The following is a 19,573-nucleotide window of genomic DNA, read 5'->3' as shown; positions in this document are numbered from 1 at the left end:
TCATCCCCTTCCATCAATGATTGAGCCAGCATACCGTCCAAGTTGACATGGGTTTTCACCTGAATGCTCCTGCAATGCGACTGCATGTGCATTGGAAATATAGGCGTTGAAATTCCCTATAAGGGATACAGTAAATAGTGATTCGGAAAACAATCCGCTCCATAGTTTTTTATTTACCACTGTCTTCATTCAACACCTTATCTGTCACATCATTTAACAACGATTGCTTCCTACTGTATCCAGAATATTTATAACAGGATAGGTTACTGCCCTCTGTTTTATATACCGAATTTTTATGAGAAATGATGAAACGAGATAAGCTATAAAAAAGTGCTACTCTTTACAGCTCTCCCCAGTTGCATAATGTTAAAAAATGACTATCAGCAAAATTCTTCCCCAAACTTTCTATTTTGTATTTATCATTTCGCTTTCCAGATAATACGAGAGATTTTCCACGTTTTTAGTACATCATCTGAAGGCATTAACTCTTCTGGGCCATTCCATGCTCCTGTAAATATATAGCGGATATACTGGCTTTGTGGTGCAGCGCAAACAACTGTTGGCTGCATAGCTAAACCGCCGGAACGCTGACAAGCACCATAAGCTTTGTCATATAGTTCAGAAAAAGGCATTCCGATCTTTGTTCCCCAGACTGTTTTGATATTTTCATCAAAAATATCAATATAATCCACTTTGCCATTATTCAAACCAGATAGTTCAATTTTGACTTGATCACCTTCCATTCCCTGTACGATATTGACTAGTTTTCCATTCTGCATTTCCATGCCATTACGCAGGCGATACTTGCCTTCCAGTCCCTGTTGAATCGCAGATAAATTCATATCTGTCTGCTGGTTGATCCCTCCTACACCTTGGTCAGATACCTTTAAGTGACTCGAAAACCAGTTTAAAGGTGATATGGAAGACCATGAAAATTCAGATGTTCCTGCACAAGCAGTCAATAATAATGAACCACTCATTAAGCCACTGATTGTCATGACTCTCTTTTTAAACAATAAACTAAATATAAAACATCTTTTCATTACTTTTTTTTACCTTATTTTCTGGTCTGATTATTTAGCACAACTATATAAAAATCATTGTGTAATTGTTTACAAACAGGTCGATATCATACCAAAATGCAACTGGATTATAAAAAACATTGAAATCAATGGCAAAGATTCATGGTAGCCACAATGATTACGGTATTTGTGATTTTTTTAAATTCTACAACTATAACGGATGTTATGGTAATAGACACTATTGCAAAAATACCATTCTATCAGTTCGCTTCCCAGGTTCATATCAACAACGTTCAGAAATATATGAAAAACCTTTCCCATACAGTACGAAAAAATAAAAAAACAAACTCACCTCACTCTTATTCCGCACAAAATTGCAGGGTACTTGAAAGTAAAACTGAATCACCGATTCACGACCACTATTATTTTTCAAAAGACAAAAATGGCGTGATTAATGTTAAAGTTATTACTGTAACCGGACATCGTTCTTTCTTAATGTCAAAAGATCTCTTTATTACAAAAAACAAATACCAGAGGAAATTTCATCACTTAATAAAAAAAGCAGCCAGAAAACTAATACAGTTTTTAAAAAGAGATTCGTTTAAATAAATTTGGCTCATGGCCGAATAAAATAACCTTTCTCAGCCACTTACCTTTAACATTTAATCAATAATTAAACGTTTATTAAAAACAGTGTGCTCTTGCCCCCAATAATCATATTCCATTTTTTCGCACATACAAATTGTTGCATCATTTTCCTCTGGAACCATGATTAAAATACTGGGGCAACCTCTCGCCAATAATTTTTTTTCAAGGCGGGAAACTAAAGCATTGGCAATTCCTCTGCCTCTAAATTCAGGATGAACGCCCAAATAATAAGCATGACCACGGTGTCCGTCATACCCTCCCATCACTGTTCCAACGACTTCTCCTGCCACTTCAGCAACCAGAAATAAATCAGCATCATGAGTTAATTTACGCTCAATATCGAGTTCTGGATCATCGCCAAAATTAATCAAATCACAACGCTCCCAAAGTGTGATAACAGCTTCAAAATCTTCTTGACGAAATAGCCTAATTTCCATAGTTAGTCAGCCTGTTTAATAAGTAATTGGTTCAATGACAATAATCATTACTTTCATTTTGGAATCAATATGAAAATGCGTTCATTGATACTAACAGGTATACTGCCTATCGTCATAAACTACCCAGAATGAAAGCAGAAATGAATATACCTAATCTATCTCAAGTTAAGAATTTTTTCCTCTCATTGCAGGATGAAATCTGTAAGCAACTTGAACACCTTGATGGTCATTCCCATTTCATGGAAGAGTGCTGGCAACGGGAAGAAGGCGGTGGCGGTGGCGGTCGCAGTCGCGTCTTGAAGTCAGGCAAAATTTTTGAACAAGCAGGTGTGAATTTTTCCCATGTGACGGGAGATTCTCTGCCTCCTTCAGCAACTGCTCACCGCCCTGAATTGACTGGCCGCAGCTATCAGGCCTTGGGGGTTTCTCTTGTCATTCATCCTCTGAACCCTTATGTTCCGACCAGCCACGCTAACGTACGCTTTTTCATAGCAGAAAAGGAAGGTGAAACACCTGTCTGGTGGTTCGGTGGCGGGTTTGATCTCACTCCTTATTATGGTTTTAAAGAAGATGTTATTCACTGGCATACTGTCGCCAAAACATTATGTCAGCCTTTTGGTGATGATATTTACCTTACGTATAAAAAGTGGTGTGATGATTACTTCTTTATTAAACATCGTAATGAACCACGTGGTGTAGGTGGATTATTTTATGATGATCTAAATACTCCCGATTTTGATACTTGTTTTAATTTCACACAAGCTGTAGGTCATGGTTTCCTGAATGCATATTTACCTATTGTCGAAAAAAGAAAGGATATCAGTTGGGGAGAACGTGAAAGACAATTTCAGTTATATCGCCGTGGTCGTTACGTCGAATTCAATTTAGTTTGGGATAGAGGAACATTATTCGGTTTGCAAAGTGGTGGGCGAACTGAGTCTATACTTATGTCCATGCCTCCTCTGGTTCGCTGGGAATACAATTATTCTCCTGAACCATATTCTTCAGAAGCAGAACTCTATTCATTATTTCTGATAAAAAAAGATTGGATATAATAAAACAATACAGAATTATCCCCAGATAACATAAATAACGATGTCTCTGGGGTATTCATCACTATTCAAATCTTTTCAAATTAAATATCCAAATCTTATTTTCATATTTTCCCTAATGACTATCACTTCAATTATAGATAATATGCAAATGGGCGCCCAAAAGAACAAATACAGCACTGACAAAACAGGGGAATAATTATGAATACTTATGAAATTAATAGATACAGTTTAATCCCTCCATTTGTCTTAGAGCAAATCTCTGATAATTGTGATGAGTGTACTAATCAATACGTATTAAAAACATTAGATCATATCTATGATTTAATGAATATCACGGCTGTAGAAGATATTTTACAGCAGGACTCAGATATTGAATCTGATGAAACAAAAAAACTGCATAGAATTATCTACGATGCAGAACAGGAAGAAGAATTCCCCGGAGGAAAATTAGCCCGCCGTGAAGGTATGCCTGAAAGTGAGGATATTGCTGTCAATGAGGCTTATGATCACCTTGGAAAAACTCATGAATTCTATAAGAAAATTTTTGGCCGAAACTCACTTGATAACAAAGGGCTTAAGTTAGTCGCCACGGTGCATTATGGTAAACGTTACTTAAATGCCTTCTGGTCCAGAAAACAAATCGTTTTTGGTGACGGCGATGGGCAATATTTCAATCGTTTTACCTCAGCGATTGATGTTGTAGCACATGAATTAACTCATGGTATTATTCAGAATGAAGTCAATCTCCAATATATTTATCAATCTGGTGCCCTGAATGAGTCCATTTCAGATGTGTTTGGCATCATGGTAAAACAGTATGCCAATAATCAAAAAGCCGATGAATCCGACTGGCTATTAGGAAAAGGGCTGCTGGGTCCCAAGTTCAATCCAGATAATAAACCTGATATCGCTTTACGTTCATTTATAAAACCAGGCTCAGCATTTCCTAAAGATAAGCAGGTTGGTCATATGGATGAATATGAAGAACTGCCGATTTCAATTGATAATGGAGGCGTTCACATATATTCGGGTATCCCTAACAGGGCATTTTACTTGCTGGCAACTGCTCTGGGAGGTTATTCATGGGAACAGGCTGGTAAAATCTGGTATGAAACTTTATTGGATGACCGTTTAACTTCAGATGCCACGTTTGATGATTTTGCCACATTAACGATTGACAATGCAGAAATGTTATTTGGTAAAAAAGTCTCTCTCACCACCAAAGAGTGCTGGAATAAAGTGGGTGTGCTTCTGCCAGAAGATGATTAATAAAGATATTAATATACTATCAGACAAGTATCACTGAATTAATGTCAATTTAATCATAAAATTAAAAAAGGGCCTGTTTTGGCCCTTTTTTTGTATTTATAATTTAATGATTTTTGAAGAGAAAAAAAGCATTTAGTTAGTAGAAAACCCCGAGAATTAGGCTAATAATTTAAATGGGATCCCAAAAAATATACAACATTCGAAAAATAAATCGGGGTATTATTATGTGCAAAAATAAAATACACAGCATTATTCCTCCAACCCTATTTGAATATATTATTAAAATTTGTGATGAACAGGATAAGCCATCTCTCTTAAAAACTTTAGATCATACTTACAATCTGATAAATAATTACGCCGCAATAGGTCATTTATCTTTAATATATAATCCAGGTTCTGATAAAAAATTGAACAGAACAATATACAATGCCAAAAACACAGATGTATACCCAGGCACCAAAATAGTTCGAGTCGAGGGCACTTCTGAAAGCAAAGATATATCCGTCAATGAAGCTTACGAACATCTCGGTAACACTTATTATTTTTATAAAGAAATTTTTGGTCGTGATTCAATTGATAATAAGGGACTCAAATTAGTTGCTACAGTACATTATCTAGAAGGCTATGCAAATGCATTTTGGGCAAATAATCAAATGGTTTTTGGTGATGGAATGAAACTGTATTTTAATCGTTTTACATCTTGTATTGATATCACAGCACATGAATTAACACATGGTGTCACTCAATATGAAGCAGATCTCGATTATGCCTATCAATCTGGTGCACTTAATGAGTCTATTTCAGATGTATTTGGTGTGATGGTAAAACAGTTTGCTAATAACCAGAAAGCCAATGAATCTGATTGGCTGGTAGGCCAGGGAATATTCGGACCTAAAATGAACCCTCATAATGATCCCAATATCGCTTTACGTTCATTTAAATTTCCGGGAAGTGCATATTCACACGATGATCAGATTGGGCACATGAATCAATACCAGGAACTTCCTCTGTCAAATGATAATGGTGGTGTTCATAAATATTCAGGTATTCCAAACAAAGCATTCTACCTACTGGCAATTGAGCTCGGAGGATATTCATGGGAGCGGGCAGGTAAAATCTGGTATGAGACACTAACAGACAGGCGATTATCTAATAAAGCAAGTTTTAATGATTTCGCCAAATTAACCGTTGATAATGCATACAAACTCTTTGGCAAAAGCATTTCAAATCTTGTTACTGATGCATGGAATCAAGTAGGTGTGATTCGTTGACAATAAGAAAATAATATTTTTAACCTAAGGGTTAGGGAAAACCCTGCTTTTATCCCCATATATTTTATGCCTTTCATATCATCATATTTTTTTATCACATCTTTACTGACTGAATTTATCTTCCTGGTCATTTTCCAATTTAATTATATAAATTTTCTCAATAATATATCACCAAATATTTCATCCACTTGTCGCACATACAACTTATAAAATGAGAGGATAAAAATTTACATTTTTGTTAGTGACTGACGTGGTTATTTTGACTAATATTTAAGCTAGTAAAGATAGACCACAGACACCATGCTAACAAACTAACAAGTTGGGTATATTATGTGTAATGTAACAAATCAACCCAGTATAATTCCTCCCCATTTACTGGAACATATTGCGAAAAATTGTGATGAGAATGACAAAGAACATGTGCTAAGAACATTAGATCACGTTAAGAGCTTAATGAAACAATCAGCTACGAATCCTCCGTTACGAAAAAAAGATAGACTTCAAATTGATAAAGAGAAAAGTAATTGATCATCTAACGTTAAAAGAGTGTAATCTAAGGAATAATAAGCTCAAATATTTATTATTGGTAACTTTCTAAAATAAAGAGCTAGAAAATAGCTCTTTATTTTATTAATGGTTATTCAATTATTTACCGCTTTTTCAAATGCTCCATCAAACGCTTACGCTTACGAAGCTGTGACGCAGTCAAAGTATTTTTCTTATCAGCATAAGGGTTAGCCCCTTCTTTAAATTGAATACGGATAGGCGTTCCCATAACTTTTAAAGAACGACGGAAATAGTTCATTAAATAACGCTTATAAGAATCAGGTAAATCTGCCACCTGATTACCATGAATCACAACAATAGGCGGGTTGTATCCACCAGCATGAGCATATTTCATTTTTACCCTGCGCCCACGTATCATCGGTGGCTGATGATCCTCTTCTGCCATACGCATAATCCGTGTAAGCATGGAAGTATTAACACGACGAGTTGCACTTTCATAAGCTTCCAGAATCGAATCAAATAGATTACCCACGCCACTGCCATGTAATGCAGAAATAAAGTGAACACGGGCAAAATCAACAAACCCTAAACGCAGATCCAGCATATCTTTCACGTGATCTTTATCGTCCTGACTCATGCCATCCCATTTATTAACCGCAATAACTAAGGAGCGGCCACTATTGAGAATAAAACCAAGCAGGGAAAGATCCTGATCAGAAATGCCTTCACGCGCATCAACCACCAGCAGCACAACGTTTGCATCTTCAATGGCCTGAAGTGTTTTGATAACAGAGAACTTTTCCACCACTTCTGTCACCTTACCACGTTTGCGAACTCCCGCTGTGTCAATCAGGATATATTCACGACCATCACGCTCCATTGGGATATAGATGCTATCACGGGTTGTTCCCGGCATATCAAAGACAACGACTCGTTCTTCCCCCAGAATTCGGTTGGTTAGCGTAGATTTGCCCACATTCGGACGCCCAACAATAGCCAGTTTCAGTGGCAATGTTGTCGGATCAAAATCCTCTTCCTGTTCAGCTTCAGCCACTGCCTCTAATTCAGCTTGTTCCATTTCAGCCCAGTAAGCGGCATTAGCTTCTTCTTCCGTTAACTCAACTTCTTCTGCACCTTCTTCTTTCTCAGAAAATGGCAACAATACACGCTCAATCAATTGAGTCACGCCACGCCCATGCGCTGCCGCGATAGAATATATATCCCCTAATCCCAGAGAGTAGAATTCGGCAATAGATATATCAATATCAATCCCATCAGTTTTATTTGCAACTAAGAAAGTCGATTTTTCACGGCTGCGCAAATGTTTTGCAATTGCGTGATCAGCAGGCATCAGCCCGGATCTGGCATCAACCATAAACAGAACGATATCTGCTTCTTCGATTGCCATCAGCGATTGCGCAGCCATTTGTGTTTCTACGCCCTCTTCCGTTCCATCAATACCACCTGTATCAACGATGATAAATTCTTGCCCTTCAACTTCCGCTCGTCCATATTTACGGTCACGGGTTAAACCGGGGAAATCCGCTACCAACGCATCTCTGGTTCGGGTTAGACGATTAAATAAGGTAGATTTTCCGACATTAGGGCGCCCAACCAGCGCAACGACAGGTATCATTTTTTTGATGCCTCATGACTAGATTTAAATCGATATCCTGCAAAAAAGAACCACTTGAAGTTCGTCACTACCAAATCTTCTTCTCACAACCGCAAGATACTAAAAAGACGACACGGCCCCTGTCAGTACAGGAGCCGTGTGAGTATCGCTATCCCCTTCATTTTTCAAATCATCTTTTGCTTTCCATCGCAATGCAACTTGAAATCTATTGGTATATAGCATTAAAACAAATTCTATTTCTGTTTTCTGTATATCAGCATATCAGCGAGTGTACAGGTAAACCGCTCCGCCCTTCGCCTGTACCATCAGCTTATCACTGGCAATCACAGGACGGCTCAAAAGGCCAGAGCTATCGACTTTATGCTGAGCAACAAATTGCCCATCAGCCATATTTAACCAGTGCAGGTAACCTTCCCCATCACCTACAACCAGATAGCCATTATACATTTCTGGTGCAGTCAGATTACGGTGTAACAGATTGTTTTGAGACCAGATTGTTACTCCATCACTTTTGCGCAAAGATAAAATCCGATCGTCCTGATCAACAATGAAAATATTGTTGTCGGTCACAACCATATCATTCACAGAACCCAGATCACGCTTCCAAATAATCTGGCCGGAACGCATATCCATCGCCACTAAGTTGCCATTATAAGCAATAGCATAAATGACATTATCAGAAATGACCGGGGTCATATCAACATCATTCAAGCGATCGATTTCAGTTGCCCCTGTCACCTGAGAGATACGCTGCTGCCAAATCAACTGCCCCTGAGAAAGCAAGACAGCACTAACACGGCCATTATCGCCACCGACAATTGCTGCCCCGTATGCTACAGCAGGTGCCGATTCACCACGGACAGATAGCGAAGGTGTGTCCATATTGATTGACCAGGCAATAGAACCATCATTTTCATTCAGGGCCTGCAACATACCATTGCCGGTATGGATCAGAACAAGACCATCACTCACAACCGGACGAGATAATGCTTCACCGGCAACCTGAGATTCCCACTCAACCTTACCGTTTGTGGAATTCAACGCAATAACTTTTGCTTTTTCTGTACCGATATACAGACGATCACCCAATACAGTCAAACCACCGGATAGTAGCGCTGGCAGACGAGATGATAACAACCCTGCTTTCTCAGACAGATCGGTTGACCATAATTCTTTACCACTGTCTATCTCAAATGCTTTAACGATACCATGACGATCGGCAACATAAACCGTTGAACCTTGCCAGGCCGGCGATAAGTGAGAGTAATAATGCCCAACGCCATTACCGACCGACTTATCCCAAACGACGCGCGGATTGAATTGATTTTCAACCTTTGGCAGTGGGGACATTATTACTGTATCCTGTTCACTTGAGCAACCTGCCAGCAAAACAGAAGCAACCAGCCCAACCAAGAGTGTTTTTCGCAGTTGCATTAGAGTTGGCTCCCTTAGTTGGATAAGTTATCTAATTTAATTTGAATCATTGATTTCAACACCTGAGAACCCTGGGCGTTTAGCCCATTGGAGTATGCTTCACGCGCACCTTTAATGTTCCCTTTCTTCGCCAGAATATCACCACGGATATCCTCAGCTATTAACTGCCATCCCTTACTTTTAACTTGCTCCAGTGTTTTCAATGCAGCATCAGTTTTATCTGCTGCTAACTGAACCCGTGCCAGACGAATATTGGACAAATCCACCATATTCTGATCTTTTGCTTTACCTGAAGCCACCAGCAAATATTTTTCTGCCTGTGCCAAATCATTTTTATCAGCAGCGTGTTTTGCTAATTCCATATCCGTCATCACACCGTAGATGTTATTCGTTTCATTAGCGAATTTCTCTACGGCAGTAATGCTTTCTTTCGAACCCGATGCCAGTGATTTGTTCAGTTGTTCGAATTGTACCGCGGTATCCTGTAGCTGGTTTGTTTGATGAGATTGCCAGTAACGCCAACCAACAATTGCCCCAATCCCCAATACTAAGCCAACAGCAATATACTTACCGTTGTTGACAAAAAAACGCTTTATTGCATCAACTTGTTCAGTTTCAGTGGTATAGGCTTCCACAGAGTCTCTCCTTAGCCTAACAGTTCGCTCAAACGTACTGCGATCGCTTGTTGTGGCAATGTTTGTTGCTCACCATTACGTAAATCTTTCACGGTGACATCACCTGTACTAATTTCATCTTCTCCGAGGAGTAAAGCAATTTTGGCACCATGCTTACCTGCACGTCCCAATTGCTTCTTGAAGTTACCACCACCATGATTGGTCATCAGGCGTAATTCAGGCAACTCATTACGGATTTTCTCCGCCAGAATCAATGCTGCCTGTTGGCTACCTTCACCAAAGGAAGAGAGATAAACATCTGCAACAGCGAGATCTGCAACAAATTCAGGATTCACTTCCTGAACCAACAGGATCATACGCTCCATCCCCATTGCAAAACCTACTGCTGGTGTTGGTTTTCCGCCCAGTTGTTCAACCAATCCATCGTAACGCCCTCCCGCACAAACCGTGCCTTGCGCGCCCAATGCAGAAGTCACCCATTCAAAGACCGTGCGGTTGTAATAGTCAAGACCACGGACCAAACGCTGGTTGATACGATATTGAATACCTACAGCGTCCAGAATCTGGCACAGGCCATCAAAGTGCTCTTTTGACTCTGCATCAAGGTAATCAAACAGGGCAGGTGCGTCATTAAGAAGAGCCTGAATGTCAGGATTTTTAGAATCCAGCACACGCAATGGATTTGTGTACATGCGGCGCAGACAATCTTCGTCCAGTTTCTCTTTATGCTGCTCAAGGAATGCGACCAGTGCTTCACGATAGTTTGCACGCGCTTCCAGAGAACCAATCGAGTTCAATTCGAGTGTCACATGCTCAGCAATACCCAACTCACGCCACCAACGTGCAGTCATCAGAATCATTTCAGCGTCAATATCCGGCCCTTGCAAACCAAACACTTCTGCACCCAATTGATGAAATTGACGATAACGGCCCTTTTGTGGACGTTCATAGCGGAACATCGGGCCAATGTACCATAAACGTTGTTCCTGATTGTACAGCAGACCATGCTGAATACCGGCACGCACGCAGCCTGCGGTATTTTCCGGGCGCAAAGTCAAACTTTCTCCATTACGGTCATCGAATGTGTACATCTCTTTTTCGACAACATCAGTAACTTCCCCAATTGCGCGTTTGAATAACGGGGTCTGCTCTACAATCGGTGTTCTAATTTCACTGAAACCATAACCAGCCAACACACGTTTCACAGTAGACTCAACACGTTGCCAGATGGCTGTTTCAGCAGGGAGGCAATCGTTCATACCACGAATTGCCGGAATATTTTTTGCCATGTTTTATCTCTTATTAATATTTCCAAGTTCAATCAGCAAACAAAACAATACCGACTCTGATAACATGAGTCGGCATTGGCATCTTATCTATCAAGCTGATTAATACTAATCCGGTTATTAGCATCAAGAATAGTTGCCTTGGCTCGGATTTTCGCTTCAAGCTGGTCAATCAAATTGTTATTGTCGAGACGCTCTTTTTGGCGAACTCCATCTTCATAAAAACCACTTTTTGTTTTTGCGCCCGTCACACCCAATGTTGAGACTTCAGCTTCTCCGGGGCCATTTACAACACAACCAATGATGGAAACATCCATTGGTGTGATCAAATCCTCAAGACGTTGTTCAAGCGCATTCACTGTACCGATAACATCGAACTCCTGACGGGAACACGTCGGACAGGCAATAAAGTTGATGCCTCTTGAACGAATGCGTAATGCTTTCAGTATATCGAAACCGACTTTAACTTCTTCCACCGGATCAGCAGCCAAAGAGATGCGCAAGGTATCACCAATCCCTTCGGATAACAGAATACCCAGACCAATTGAAGATTTCACCGCACCTGCACGAGCACCTCCGGCTTCTGTAATACCCAAATGCAGAGGTTGATCAATTTTTTGCGCCAGCAAGCGGTAAGCGCCTACTGCCAGAAACACATCAGATGCCTTAACACTAACTTTGAACTGATCAAAGTTCAGACGGTCAAGAATATCGACATGGCGCATAGCGGATTCAACCAGAGCTTCCGGCGTTGGCTCTCCATATTTTTCCTGTAAATCTTTTTCTAAAGAGCCACCGTTCACCCCAATACGGATAGGTATATTATTATGACGGGCACAATCCACAACTTGACGAATACGTTCCTCGTTACCAATATTCCCGGGGTTGATACGTAGACAATCAACACCATATTCTGCAACTTTCAATGCAATACGGTAATCAAAATGGATGTCAGCAATCAGCGGAACATTGGATTGCTGTTTAATGGATTTGAAGGCTTCCGCTGCATCCATGGTTGGAACCGAAACACGGACAATATCAACACCTACACGTTCCAGCGACTTGATCTGATTGACTGTCGCCTCAATATCAGTTGTTCGTGTGTTGGTCATTGACTGCACCGCAATTGGTGCATTATCCCCGATGGGGACACTACCAACATAGATACGTGTGGATTTACGTCTTTTTATCGGTGATTCATTATGCATTTTTACATGACTCCCCTACATCCCTGTATTTTGCTTATAAAAATTACAACATGCTGTGATGAATAATACACGCAGGCGAACCTGAACCCCAGTTCAACATTCACCAAAAACGCGAGTCAGTTTATGGCAATGTCAGTCTGGCAGCAGAACCTTTCTTAATAAACTCGTCCAGATTCACGTGGTTCCCTTGAAACTCTATATTAACCTGAGCTGGTGCACCAATATGTAGCGAGTAAGGTAAAGTGCCTAACAATTTTAGGCTATCGCCCTTATTTTTAGTGCCTCTAAATAGTTTCTTACCTTTGGCATCTTTAATATCTAACCAACACTCACCGGTAAAGTTAATGACCAGTTCATTGCTGTTCACTGCACTGATCCGACTCATATCTGTCGATGGAGAACTCCCAACAGAATTTGATGCTGTACCCGTTGCTGATACTGCATTCTCTATACCTTGGTTTGTAGAAATACTCTGATTTGTAGGGGCAACATTCGTGGCAACAGTATTGCCGGAAGTAATGTTATCAGATACAGCATTGCTGGAGACATTATTCACAGCGGGTTGATTACCCGATAATGGAACAATTTTAGACTCAGTTGCTACAGGTGCAGAAGCGCTGGAAGATGATTGAGCATTGCTGTTGGTAGCTGCATCATTTGACGGTACAAGCGTATTTTTTCCTGTTGAAGACGGTGCGTTAGCGGGCGCAGAGTTTGCACCGGATAATGCATTACCAGCTTGTAGCTGTGCTTCAGTTTGCTCTGTCATGGAAGCCAGTTCTTTTTGCTGAGCCTTATAATTCTGCCACCACCACAGGCCGGTCATTCCCAGTAATATGATTATCACAAACCATGTTACCTTCATCAGCCAGCCATCGCGCTTTTTACGTATCTTTTGGGCAGAAAAGCTCTGCATCGGAGAAGTTTTTACTGCCTTATTCGGCATTTGTGCATCCAGCTTGGTTAAAAGCTCAGATTCAGGTACTTGGACAAGTTTCGCATAGGCACGAATATAACCGCGGAAGAATGTCGGTACGATATTAGCAGGGACATTATCTTCTTCGATATCACGAACAGTGGATACTTTAAGACACAAGCGATCTGCCACAGTTTGCTGAGAAAGCTCAAGTTTTTCACGAGCCTGACGCAAAATCTGACCTGCTGTCAGATTGGCTTCTTCTGGGTAAGTTTCAGTCTTCATTATCTAAGGGCACTGGTACTGTTCAGGTTTAAAGTATTTACACAAATTAATTTGATAAAACATCCAACTAAATTTGTGTAGCGAAATCATTTCATACTGCGTCGAACACAGAAAATCATTTGTCACAACCTATTGATTAAAATCAGCATTATTGCAATCAACATCGACTGCAATAACATAAGGTTGTGTTATTTTCCGTGGCCAACTTCTTAGCTTCTTCGTACCGCTTTTGTTCACAGAGAAAAACGGAATAATGGCGTACTACAGTATCATTTCCCGTCGCGTACTGCATTGCCATTCTATAATGCTGGTCAGCAGATTCAGGCCAACCTGCATATTGTTCATGCAGTGCCATCCCCAGATGCGCTTCTGGATGACGAGGCTCTACCAGCAGAATTTTTTCAAAATGAAATTTGGCAGCCGGTAAATTCCGTTCTGCCAAATACGCCTTCCCTAGCTGTAACCGAGTATCTACCGCAACAACTTGTTGATGTGCACGACGTTGAGAATGCGCCACACAGCCAGCCATCAAGCTACAACAAACTATAGACCAAATTATTGATTTCCGTATCATACTATTTTCATTTATCAGAATATGTCAAACTTCGCCAAATTTTTAGCCATTTACCGATATTAAACAGAAAATTAGACTGTTTTTACCTGAATTGGTTCACCTGTAAGACGTTTTTTCAACGTCCGTTTTGTTCTATCAATGACTTCACCAGCAAGCTGTCCACAGGCAGCATCAATATCATCTCCCCTTGTTTTACGCACAATGGTGGTAAAACCATACCCCATCAAGACCTTCGCAAAACGATCAATTCGGCTGTTGGAACTACGTCCATAAGGTGCGCCAGGAAATGGGTTCCATGGAATTAAATTGATCTTGCTTGGAGTATCTTTCAGGCATTCTGCCAATTGGTGTGCTTGTTCCACACTGTCATTGACATGGTCAAGCATTACATATTCCACCGTCACCCGGCCCTGGTTAGCATTGGATTTCGTCAAATAACGACGGACACCTGCCAGAAACTCTTCAATATTGTACTTGCGGTTAATTGGGACAATTTCGTCACGAATATCGTCAGTCGGTGCATGAAGAGAAATTGCCAATGCAACGTCAATCATATCACCCAATTTGTCCAATGCAGGTACTACACCTGATGTTGATAGAGTGACACGACGTTTTGACAGACCAAAACCAAAATCATCCATCATGATTTCCATAGCTGGCACGACATTGTTTAAGTTGAGCAGCGGTTCCCCCATCCCCATCATAACCACATTGGTGATTGGACGGCGGCCACTGGATTTCAGCGAACCAATAATTTTAGCAGCACGCCAAACTTGACCAATGATTTCAGAAACCCGCAGGTTGCGGTTAAATCCCTGCTGCGCAGTGGAGCAAAATTTACATTCTAAAGCACACCCGACCTGAGATGAGACACACAGTGTTGCGCGATCATCTTCTGGGATATAAACCGTTTCAACCTGTTGGTCACCAACAGTAATCGCCCATTTGATAGTCCCATCCGAAGAGCGCTGTTCTTCCGCAACTTCAGGTGCCCTGATTTCAGCAACTTGCTGTAGTTTTGCTCTGAGCACTTTGTTGATGTCTGTCATTTGCTCAAAATCGTCATAACAATAGTGGTAAATCCATTTCATAACCTGATCGGCACGAAAAGGTTTTTCCCCCATTTCAATAAAAAACTGACGCATCTGTTTACGATTGAGATCGAGCAGATTAATTTTACCGGTTTTCTTATCTGGTGTGAAAGATGCAGCGGAAGTTGAAGATTGTACGGTTGCGTTAAGTTGGGACATTGTTACATCGCCTCGTTATTACACTTTCGGCTCTGTGCTGATTCTATTTCAGCACTAAGTTTTCATGCGGTGACTGCCAATTCAATAGACACTGTTTTAAAGAATATACTCCAGTAATATATTCAAAAAGATGTATTTAGCGTAAATTGATATATGAGGTATACCTTTTATATATAGGTATAAAATAATAAACGCCCCGCTAAATCACATCAGCGGGGCGCCGTATTGTACAAACTTTATTGTACAGATGCTACGAGTAACTGAAAGTATCCCTTTTCAAGCTGTATTTAGGATTGGCGGCATTCATTGCCCCCTTTCCAGTAACTTGATATCTATTGGGTAAATTCAGTGGAATCAGTAGCGAGGGAAAACTTCATCATCACTGAAGAAATAAGCAATTTCACGATTTGCAGATTCCATAGAATCTGAACCGTGAACAGCATTTTCAGTAAAGCTATCTGCATAATCTGCACGCAGAGTCCCCGCCAGAGCATTATCCGGGTTAGTTGCCCCCATCAGGTCACGGTGACGCTGAACTGCATTTTCACCTTCCAGAACCTGCACCATGATTGGGCCAGATGTCATGAATTCTACCAAGCCGTCAAAGAAAGGGCGGCCTTTGTGCTCAGCATAAAAACCTTCTGCTTGTTCACGTGTTAAATGCAACATTTTAGCTGCGATGATTTTAAAACCAGCACTTTCAAAACGGGCATAGATGGAACCGATAACATCTTTCTTCACAGCGTTAGGCTTAATAATGGAAAAAGTACGTTCAATCGTCATTGGATAACCTCTTTGGCACTTTCAGCGATGACTCATTTTAATTCCCTCTGACAAGGCAGAAGGACAGAATTTATCCTGTTTTCCTGACAGGAATAAAAATAGGCGTTGATTATAGGAGGAGACTTTCTGCTTGCCTATAAGAAACACAACATTTTATTAAAATCTTCTTAGCGAAAATTATAATTTTTTAGCACAAATCACATTTTCACTGTATAACTCAGTTTAAGACAATGTGAGATAAACTTGTTTTCAGTACTCACTCAGAATTTTATGTATCCGATTTTTCCATCAATTCACACTATCTTACCCGTACATCTTATAAAATAATGCCTATATAGGCGATAAGTTCCCACATAGGCATTCTGCTCAAGATCATTGAATTAACGTTTTATGTTACGTTTTTATACTGCTCAGTTTTATACTACATCAATTACAAAACAGTATCTTTCACGCATTGAATAAAAGGTTTGAGTTGCTCTTGTCTTTTCTCATCCAATGGTTTCTTAGTTTCATCAGAAACTTCAAATTTCCCTTTAAATTGTTCATTACTGTCTTTCGTTGTCTTATCAGATGTAACAATAATGCTAATGGTATATTTATGCCCTTCGGGCAATAAATATGTACATTTTTTCAATGCACCAGGGCTCACTGATTCTTTATTTGCTATTTTATTACCAACCTCTTTGGTTAGCGTATCAGCCAAAGAGAGCGGAGCATAAAATAACCCTAACAGTACAGCATATGAAAATATTTTCATCTTTATTGACTAACCAACTTTAAATTCCAATATTTTCAATACACAACAATAGAAGCAAAACAACAATAAAATTATTAGAAAACCAAAATCACTGTTAACTTCATGTTTATATTAGAATATTTATTCAATGTCACAAGCCATTACCCAATTACTGCAACACAAAATTGATTACACTAATTTGTCCACTCAAATCTAAAACACTAAGTTGATATTTCCCCGGATGAGATAAAGTTTTAACCCACTGCTGGTTATTTTCAGTTATGGCAACTTGCTCACCATTCAAAAACCACCATTGTTGCCCACTGCCACCTTGTGTTGCTATTCGCAAATCCAGCGCTTTTTTCCCCGGAATACGTTTTAGAATATCTCCCTCACGGATACCCACAATCAGTAATGGTGCTTCATCTATTTTCATCGGAGGACATTGAGGGTTAATCGCTGGCAACCGATTTAAACGCCACTCTTTTTCTGGTAACCATGCTTCCAATGCAATCGGCCACAAAGCTATTGTTTCAGGTCTGGCATCAGGACAATCAGAAGCAACACGCAGACCGTTTTTATCTATCCATATCCGTTCATTGATACCTGAAATAGATTCCTGCTCCGCCGCCAGCAATGTTGGTGGGATCGTATTATCCAAAACCCAACTCAAATGGCGCTGACGGCAATTATTATCCTCTTTGTTAAGTACAGTACCCCCTGGCCAACAGATAACTGCCTGACTGACACTTTCCGGCCTCGAATCAACAGGAATATACTGAGAACCATAATGCAAATTTCTCATGAGTAATCCATTAATCTGGTTCATGATAGGTATCGCTGTAGCATAGCCAAATTGCCCTACCACTGGTGTTCCATCCGGCCTTCCTACCCAAACACCTATGGTGTAACGAGCATTCAAGCCAATAGCCCACGCATCGCGATAACCATAACTGGTGCCTGTTTTCCATGCTAATGGTACTTCAGCAGGCAACACACTATCCGGCAATGGGCGACTCTCTCCCGCCATAATTCTTCTGACAATCCAGGCAGCACCTGCCGTAAATAGTTGCCTGTCTCGGATTTTCTGCTGTGGGGTAAAGCGCAACGAAGAGACTTTCCCCTGACGGGCAAAAGCACTATAAACAGAAACCAGTTGATCCATACGAACTGATGTCCCACCAAGTATCAATGCCAGATTCGGTTCACTACCCAATGGAAAACGCAATACCATACCTACATTGCGCAAATTAGCAGTAATCCTTTTAGCACCATACGATTCAAGAAGCTGTACCGCAGGTAAATTCAATGAACGAACCAGTGCTTCGCTGGCACTAACTGGCCCATTAAACCCACTATCGAAGTTTCCCGGCCGATAATCATCAAAACGACGGGGAACATCTTGCAAAAGAGATTCAGCGTGAATTAATCCATCATCCAGCGCCATTGCATACAAAAAAGGCTTTAGTGCAGATCCCGGAGAACGCCATGCACTGACCATATCGACATGGCCGAAGCGACTGTTATCCTGAAAATCTACCGAACCAATGTAAGCCTTAACTGTCATATCCGTATGATCAACCACCAGTACGCCAACAGACGTTTTTTCCGCCAGTTGATACTTCCAGTTGAGCACCAAATCTTCCAATTGACTCTGCAATCCTGTGTCAATGGTAGTTTGTATCACTTCCTGTTGAGTTTCCTGTACCATTCTCCTTGCCAGCAATGGAGCAAGCTGAGGAACCTGACGGGGAGCAAGCCATAGATTTTCCCCTGTTACATCTGCTACTTTTTCTGCTGACCAAACGCCATAGCGTTTCAACCGCTGCAAAACCTTATCACGGGCAGCCTGAGCCCGTTTTGGATAGCGATCCGGCCTTAAACGACTCGGTGCTTGTGGCAATACCGCCAGTAATGCCGCTTCACCAGATGAAAGATTTGATGGCGGCTTTCCCAGATATGCCCAACTTGCTGCTCCAACGCCTTGCAATGTGCCACCAAATGGTGCCCGGTTTAAATACATCTGCAAAATTTCATCTTTGGAATAATGCCACTCTAATTGCAGAGTGCGCCAAATCTGTTTTAATTTTCCTGCAACAGTACGTGGATGGGGATCTATCAAACGGGCAACCTGCATAGAGATAGTGCTGCCTCCTGATACAATCTTTTCGGCACGTATATCCTGCCAGGCTGCCCGCAATAATGAGATGGGATTAATTCCGGGATGCTTGTAAAACCAACGATCTTCATAGGTTAACAGAGCCTGAATATATTCAGGAGAAACTTGCGACAAGGTAACGGGATAGCGCCAGACTCCTTCATTATCAGCAAAACGCCATAGTGGTGAACCATCTGCTCCGATGACAACACGCGCCATTTTGACGTTTTTTAATGGCAGAGGCCAAATTTTATCAGCCAGCCATAGGGAGAGAGGAAGAATCATTAAAATTATCAGAGGGATCAGATAAATACGACGGAAAAATCTTATCATTAAAGCTGTATCCATAAAATTCAGCCCTTATGTCCTTCATCTTTCGAGTTGCCTCTTTGTTGATTACAAAGCAACTGAAATTTATTGGGTATGTACCCTATGGATTTCATCGGGGATAAGGGCTGATTTG

At 40.7% G+C, this 19,573-nt stretch carries 19 protein-coding genes; 5 read left to right on the top strand and 14 right to left on the bottom strand.

What is annotated here, in order from left to right:
* Together AAC852_RS11235 and AAC852_RS11230 are read right to left on the bottom strand one after the other, a co-directional pair.
* Positions 1-189, bottom strand: a complete 189-nt coding sequence (locus tag AAC852_RS11235; RefSeq protein WP_340621109.1) for a hypothetical protein — start codon at positions 187-189, stop codon at positions 1-3.
* Positions 190-419: 230 nt separating this feature from the next.
* Complete coding sequence (locus AAC852_RS11230; protein WP_340621108.1) at positions 420-998, bottom strand: RpoE-regulated lipoprotein; 579 nt, start codon at positions 996-998, stop codon at positions 420-422.
* Positions 999-1,184: 186 nt separating this feature from the next.
* Here AAC852_RS11230 and AAC852_RS11225 point away from each other — a divergent pair, with 186 nt between their 5' ends.
* Positions 1,185-1,631 carry a hypothetical protein gene (locus tag AAC852_RS11225; protein WP_340621107.1) on the top strand — a complete coding sequence of 149 codons (447 nt, stop codon included), beginning with the start codon at positions 1,185-1,187 and terminating at the stop codon, positions 1,629-1,631.
* 53 nt (positions 1,632-1,684) lie between these two features.
* Here the strand turns inward: AAC852_RS11225 and AAC852_RS11220 are convergent, their stop codons facing one another.
* The gene (locus AAC852_RS11220; protein ID WP_340621106.1) at positions 1,685-2,107 is read right to left on the bottom strand and encodes a GNAT family acetyltransferase; all 423 of its coding nucleotides are present in this window, start codon (positions 2,105-2,107) and stop codon (positions 1,685-1,687) included.
* A gap of 140 nt (positions 2,108-2,247) precedes the next feature.
* Between AAC852_RS11220 and hemF the strand changes: the two genes are divergently transcribed.
* The 4 genes from hemF (at position 2,248) to AAC852_RS11200 (ending at position 6,230) form a co-directional block, all read left to right on the top strand.
* Positions 2,248-3,162 carry an oxygen-dependent coproporphyrinogen oxidase gene (hemF, locus tag AAC852_RS11215; RefSeq protein ID WP_340621105.1) on the top strand — a complete coding sequence of 305 codons (915 nt, stop codon included), beginning with the start codon at positions 2,248-2,250 and terminating at the stop codon, positions 3,160-3,162.
* A 198-nt stretch (positions 3,163-3,360) separates the two neighbouring features.
* Complete coding sequence (locus tag AAC852_RS11210; RefSeq protein WP_340621104.1) at positions 3,361-4,431, top strand: M4 family metallopeptidase; 1,071 nt, start codon at positions 3,361-3,363, stop codon at positions 4,429-4,431.
* Between the two features lie 224 nt (positions 4,432-4,655).
* Complete coding sequence (locus AAC852_RS11205; RefSeq protein ID WP_340621103.1) at positions 4,656-5,702, top strand: M4 family metallopeptidase; 1,047 nt, start codon at positions 4,656-4,658, stop codon at positions 5,700-5,702.
* Between the two features lie 330 nt (positions 5,703-6,032).
* Positions 6,033-6,230 (top strand): protealysin propeptide domain-containing protein, encoded by a 198-nt coding sequence (locus AAC852_RS11200; RefSeq protein ID WP_340621102.1) that lies wholly within the window; start codon positions 6,033-6,035, stop codon positions 6,228-6,230.
* A 121-nt stretch (positions 6,231-6,351) separates the two neighbouring features.
* Here the strand turns inward: AAC852_RS11200 and der are convergent, their stop codons facing one another.
* The 11 genes from der to pbpC form a co-directional block, all read right to left on the bottom strand.
* Positions 6,352-7,845 (bottom strand): ribosome biogenesis GTPase Der, encoded by a 1,494-nt coding sequence (gene der, locus AAC852_RS11195; protein ID WP_340621101.1) that lies wholly within the window; start codon positions 7,843-7,845, stop codon positions 6,352-6,354.
* A 261-nt stretch (positions 7,846-8,106) separates the two neighbouring features.
* On the bottom strand, positions 8,107-9,279 hold the full coding sequence (gene bamB / locus AAC852_RS11190; protein WP_340621100.1) for an outer membrane protein assembly factor BamB: 1,173 nt from the start codon (positions 9,277-9,279) through the stop codon (positions 8,107-8,109).
* 14 nt (positions 9,280-9,293) lie between these two features.
* The gene (locus AAC852_RS11185; RefSeq protein WP_340621099.1) at positions 9,294-9,914 is read right to left on the bottom strand and encodes a YfgM family protein; all 621 of its coding nucleotides are present in this window, start codon (positions 9,912-9,914) and stop codon (positions 9,294-9,296) included.
* Positions 9,915-9,925: 11 nt separating this feature from the next.
* Positions 9,926-11,203 (bottom strand): histidine--tRNA ligase, encoded by a 1,278-nt coding sequence (hisS, locus tag AAC852_RS11180; protein ID WP_340621098.1) that lies wholly within the window; start codon positions 11,201-11,203, stop codon positions 9,926-9,928.
* 83 nt (positions 11,204-11,286) lie between these two features.
* Positions 11,287-12,408 (bottom strand): flavodoxin-dependent (E)-4-hydroxy-3-methylbut-2-enyl-diphosphate synthase, encoded by a 1,122-nt coding sequence (ispG, locus tag AAC852_RS11175; protein WP_340621097.1) that lies wholly within the window; start codon positions 12,406-12,408, stop codon positions 11,287-11,289.
* Between the two features lie 121 nt (positions 12,409-12,529).
* The gene (gene rodZ, locus AAC852_RS11170; RefSeq protein WP_340621096.1) at positions 12,530-13,609 is read right to left on the bottom strand and encodes a cytoskeleton protein RodZ; all 1,080 of its coding nucleotides are present in this window, start codon (positions 13,607-13,609) and stop codon (positions 12,530-12,532) included.
* Positions 13,610-13,766: 157 nt separating this feature from the next.
* On the bottom strand, positions 13,767-14,126 hold the full coding sequence (locus AAC852_RS11165; protein ID WP_340621095.1) for a fimbrial assembly protein: 360 nt from the start codon (positions 14,124-14,126) through the stop codon (positions 13,767-13,769).
* A gap of 128 nt (positions 14,127-14,254) precedes the next feature.
* A complete protein-coding gene (gene rlmN, locus AAC852_RS11160) occupies positions 14,255-15,433 on the bottom strand; it encodes a dual-specificity RNA methyltransferase RlmN (RefSeq protein WP_340621094.1) in 1,179 nt (392 codons plus the stop codon).
* 354 nt (positions 15,434-15,787) lie between these two features.
* Positions 15,788-16,216: a nucleoside-diphosphate kinase gene (ndk, locus tag AAC852_RS11155; protein ID WP_047683070.1), complete on the bottom strand. Its 429-nt coding sequence runs from the start codon at positions 16,214-16,216 to the stop codon at positions 15,788-15,790.
* 430 nt (positions 16,217-16,646) lie between these two features.
* Positions 16,647-16,973 (bottom strand): hypothetical protein, encoded by a 327-nt coding sequence (locus AAC852_RS11150; RefSeq protein WP_340621093.1) that lies wholly within the window; start codon positions 16,971-16,973, stop codon positions 16,647-16,649.
* Between the two features lie 148 nt (positions 16,974-17,121).
* Entirely contained in the window at positions 17,122-19,443 is a 2,322-nt protein-coding gene (pbpC, locus tag AAC852_RS11145; protein ID WP_340621092.1) for a peptidoglycan glycosyltransferase PbpC, read from the bottom strand.
* Positions 19,444-19,573 lie beyond the last annotated feature (130 nt).

It is taken from the genome of Xenorhabdus siamensis (genome assembly GCF_037996745.1).
Taxonomy (GTDB): domain Bacteria; phylum Pseudomonadota; class Gammaproteobacteria; order Enterobacterales; family Enterobacteriaceae; genus Xenorhabdus; species Xenorhabdus indica.
This window is presented reverse-complemented; position numbering and strand designations above follow the sequence as displayed.

Excerpts from the sequence above, each read along its gene's own strand:
- AAC852_RS11230 (WP_340621108.1), bottom strand. The coding sequence starts at position 998 with ATGACAATCAGTGGCTTAATGAGTGGTTCATTATTATTGACTGCTTGT.
- AAC852_RS11210 (WP_340621104.1), top strand. The coding sequence starts at position 3,361 with ATGAATACTTATGAAATTAATAGATACAGTTTAATCCCTCCATTTGTC.
- AAC852_RS11220 (WP_340621106.1), bottom strand. The coding sequence starts at position 2,107 with ATGGAAATTAGGCTATTTCGTCAAGAAGATTTTGAAGCTGTTATCACA.
- bamB (WP_340621100.1), bottom strand. The coding sequence starts at position 9,279 with ATGCAACTGCGAAAAACACTCTTGGTTGGGCTGGTTGCTTCTGTTTTG.
- AAC852_RS11205 (WP_340621103.1), top strand. The coding sequence starts at position 4,656 with ATGTGCAAAAATAAAATACACAGCATTATTCCTCCAACCCTATTTGAA.
- ndk (WP_047683070.1), bottom strand. The coding sequence starts at position 16,216 with ATGACGATTGAACGTACTTTTTCCATTATTAAGCCTAACGCTGTGAAG.
- der (WP_340621101.1), bottom strand. The coding sequence starts at position 7,845 with ATGATACCTGTCGTTGCGCTGGTTGGGCGCCCTAATGTCGGAAAATCT.
- rodZ (WP_340621096.1), bottom strand. The coding sequence starts at position 13,609 with ATGAAGACTGAAACTTACCCAGAAGAAGCCAATCTGACAGCAGGTCAG.
- pbpC (WP_340621092.1), bottom strand. The coding sequence starts at position 19,443 with ATGATAAGATTTTTCCGTCGTATTTATCTGATCCCTCTGATAATTTTA.
- rlmN (WP_340621094.1), bottom strand. The coding sequence starts at position 15,433 with ATGTCCCAACTTAACGCAACCGTACAATCTTCAACTTCCGCTGCATCT.
- hisS (WP_340621098.1), bottom strand. The coding sequence starts at position 11,203 with ATGGCAAAAAATATTCCGGCAATTCGTGGTATGAACGATTGCCTCCCT.
- AAC852_RS11200 (WP_340621102.1), top strand. The coding sequence starts at position 6,033 with ATGTGTAATGTAACAAATCAACCCAGTATAATTCCTCCCCATTTACTG.
- AAC852_RS11150 (WP_340621093.1), bottom strand. The coding sequence starts at position 16,973 with ATGAAAATATTTTCATATGCTGTACTGTTAGGGTTATTTTATGCTCCG.
- hemF (WP_340621105.1), top strand. The coding sequence starts at position 2,248 with ATGAATATACCTAATCTATCTCAAGTTAAGAATTTTTTCCTCTCATTG.
- AAC852_RS11235 (WP_340621109.1), bottom strand. The coding sequence starts at position 189 with ATGAAGACAGTGGTAAATAAAAAACTATGGAGCGGATTGTTTTCCGAA.
- ispG (WP_340621097.1), bottom strand. The coding sequence starts at position 12,408 with ATGCATAATGAATCACCGATAAAAAGACGTAAATCCACACGTATCTAT.
- AAC852_RS11225 (WP_340621107.1), top strand. The coding sequence starts at position 1,185 with ATGGTAGCCACAATGATTACGGTATTTGTGATTTTTTTAAATTCTACA.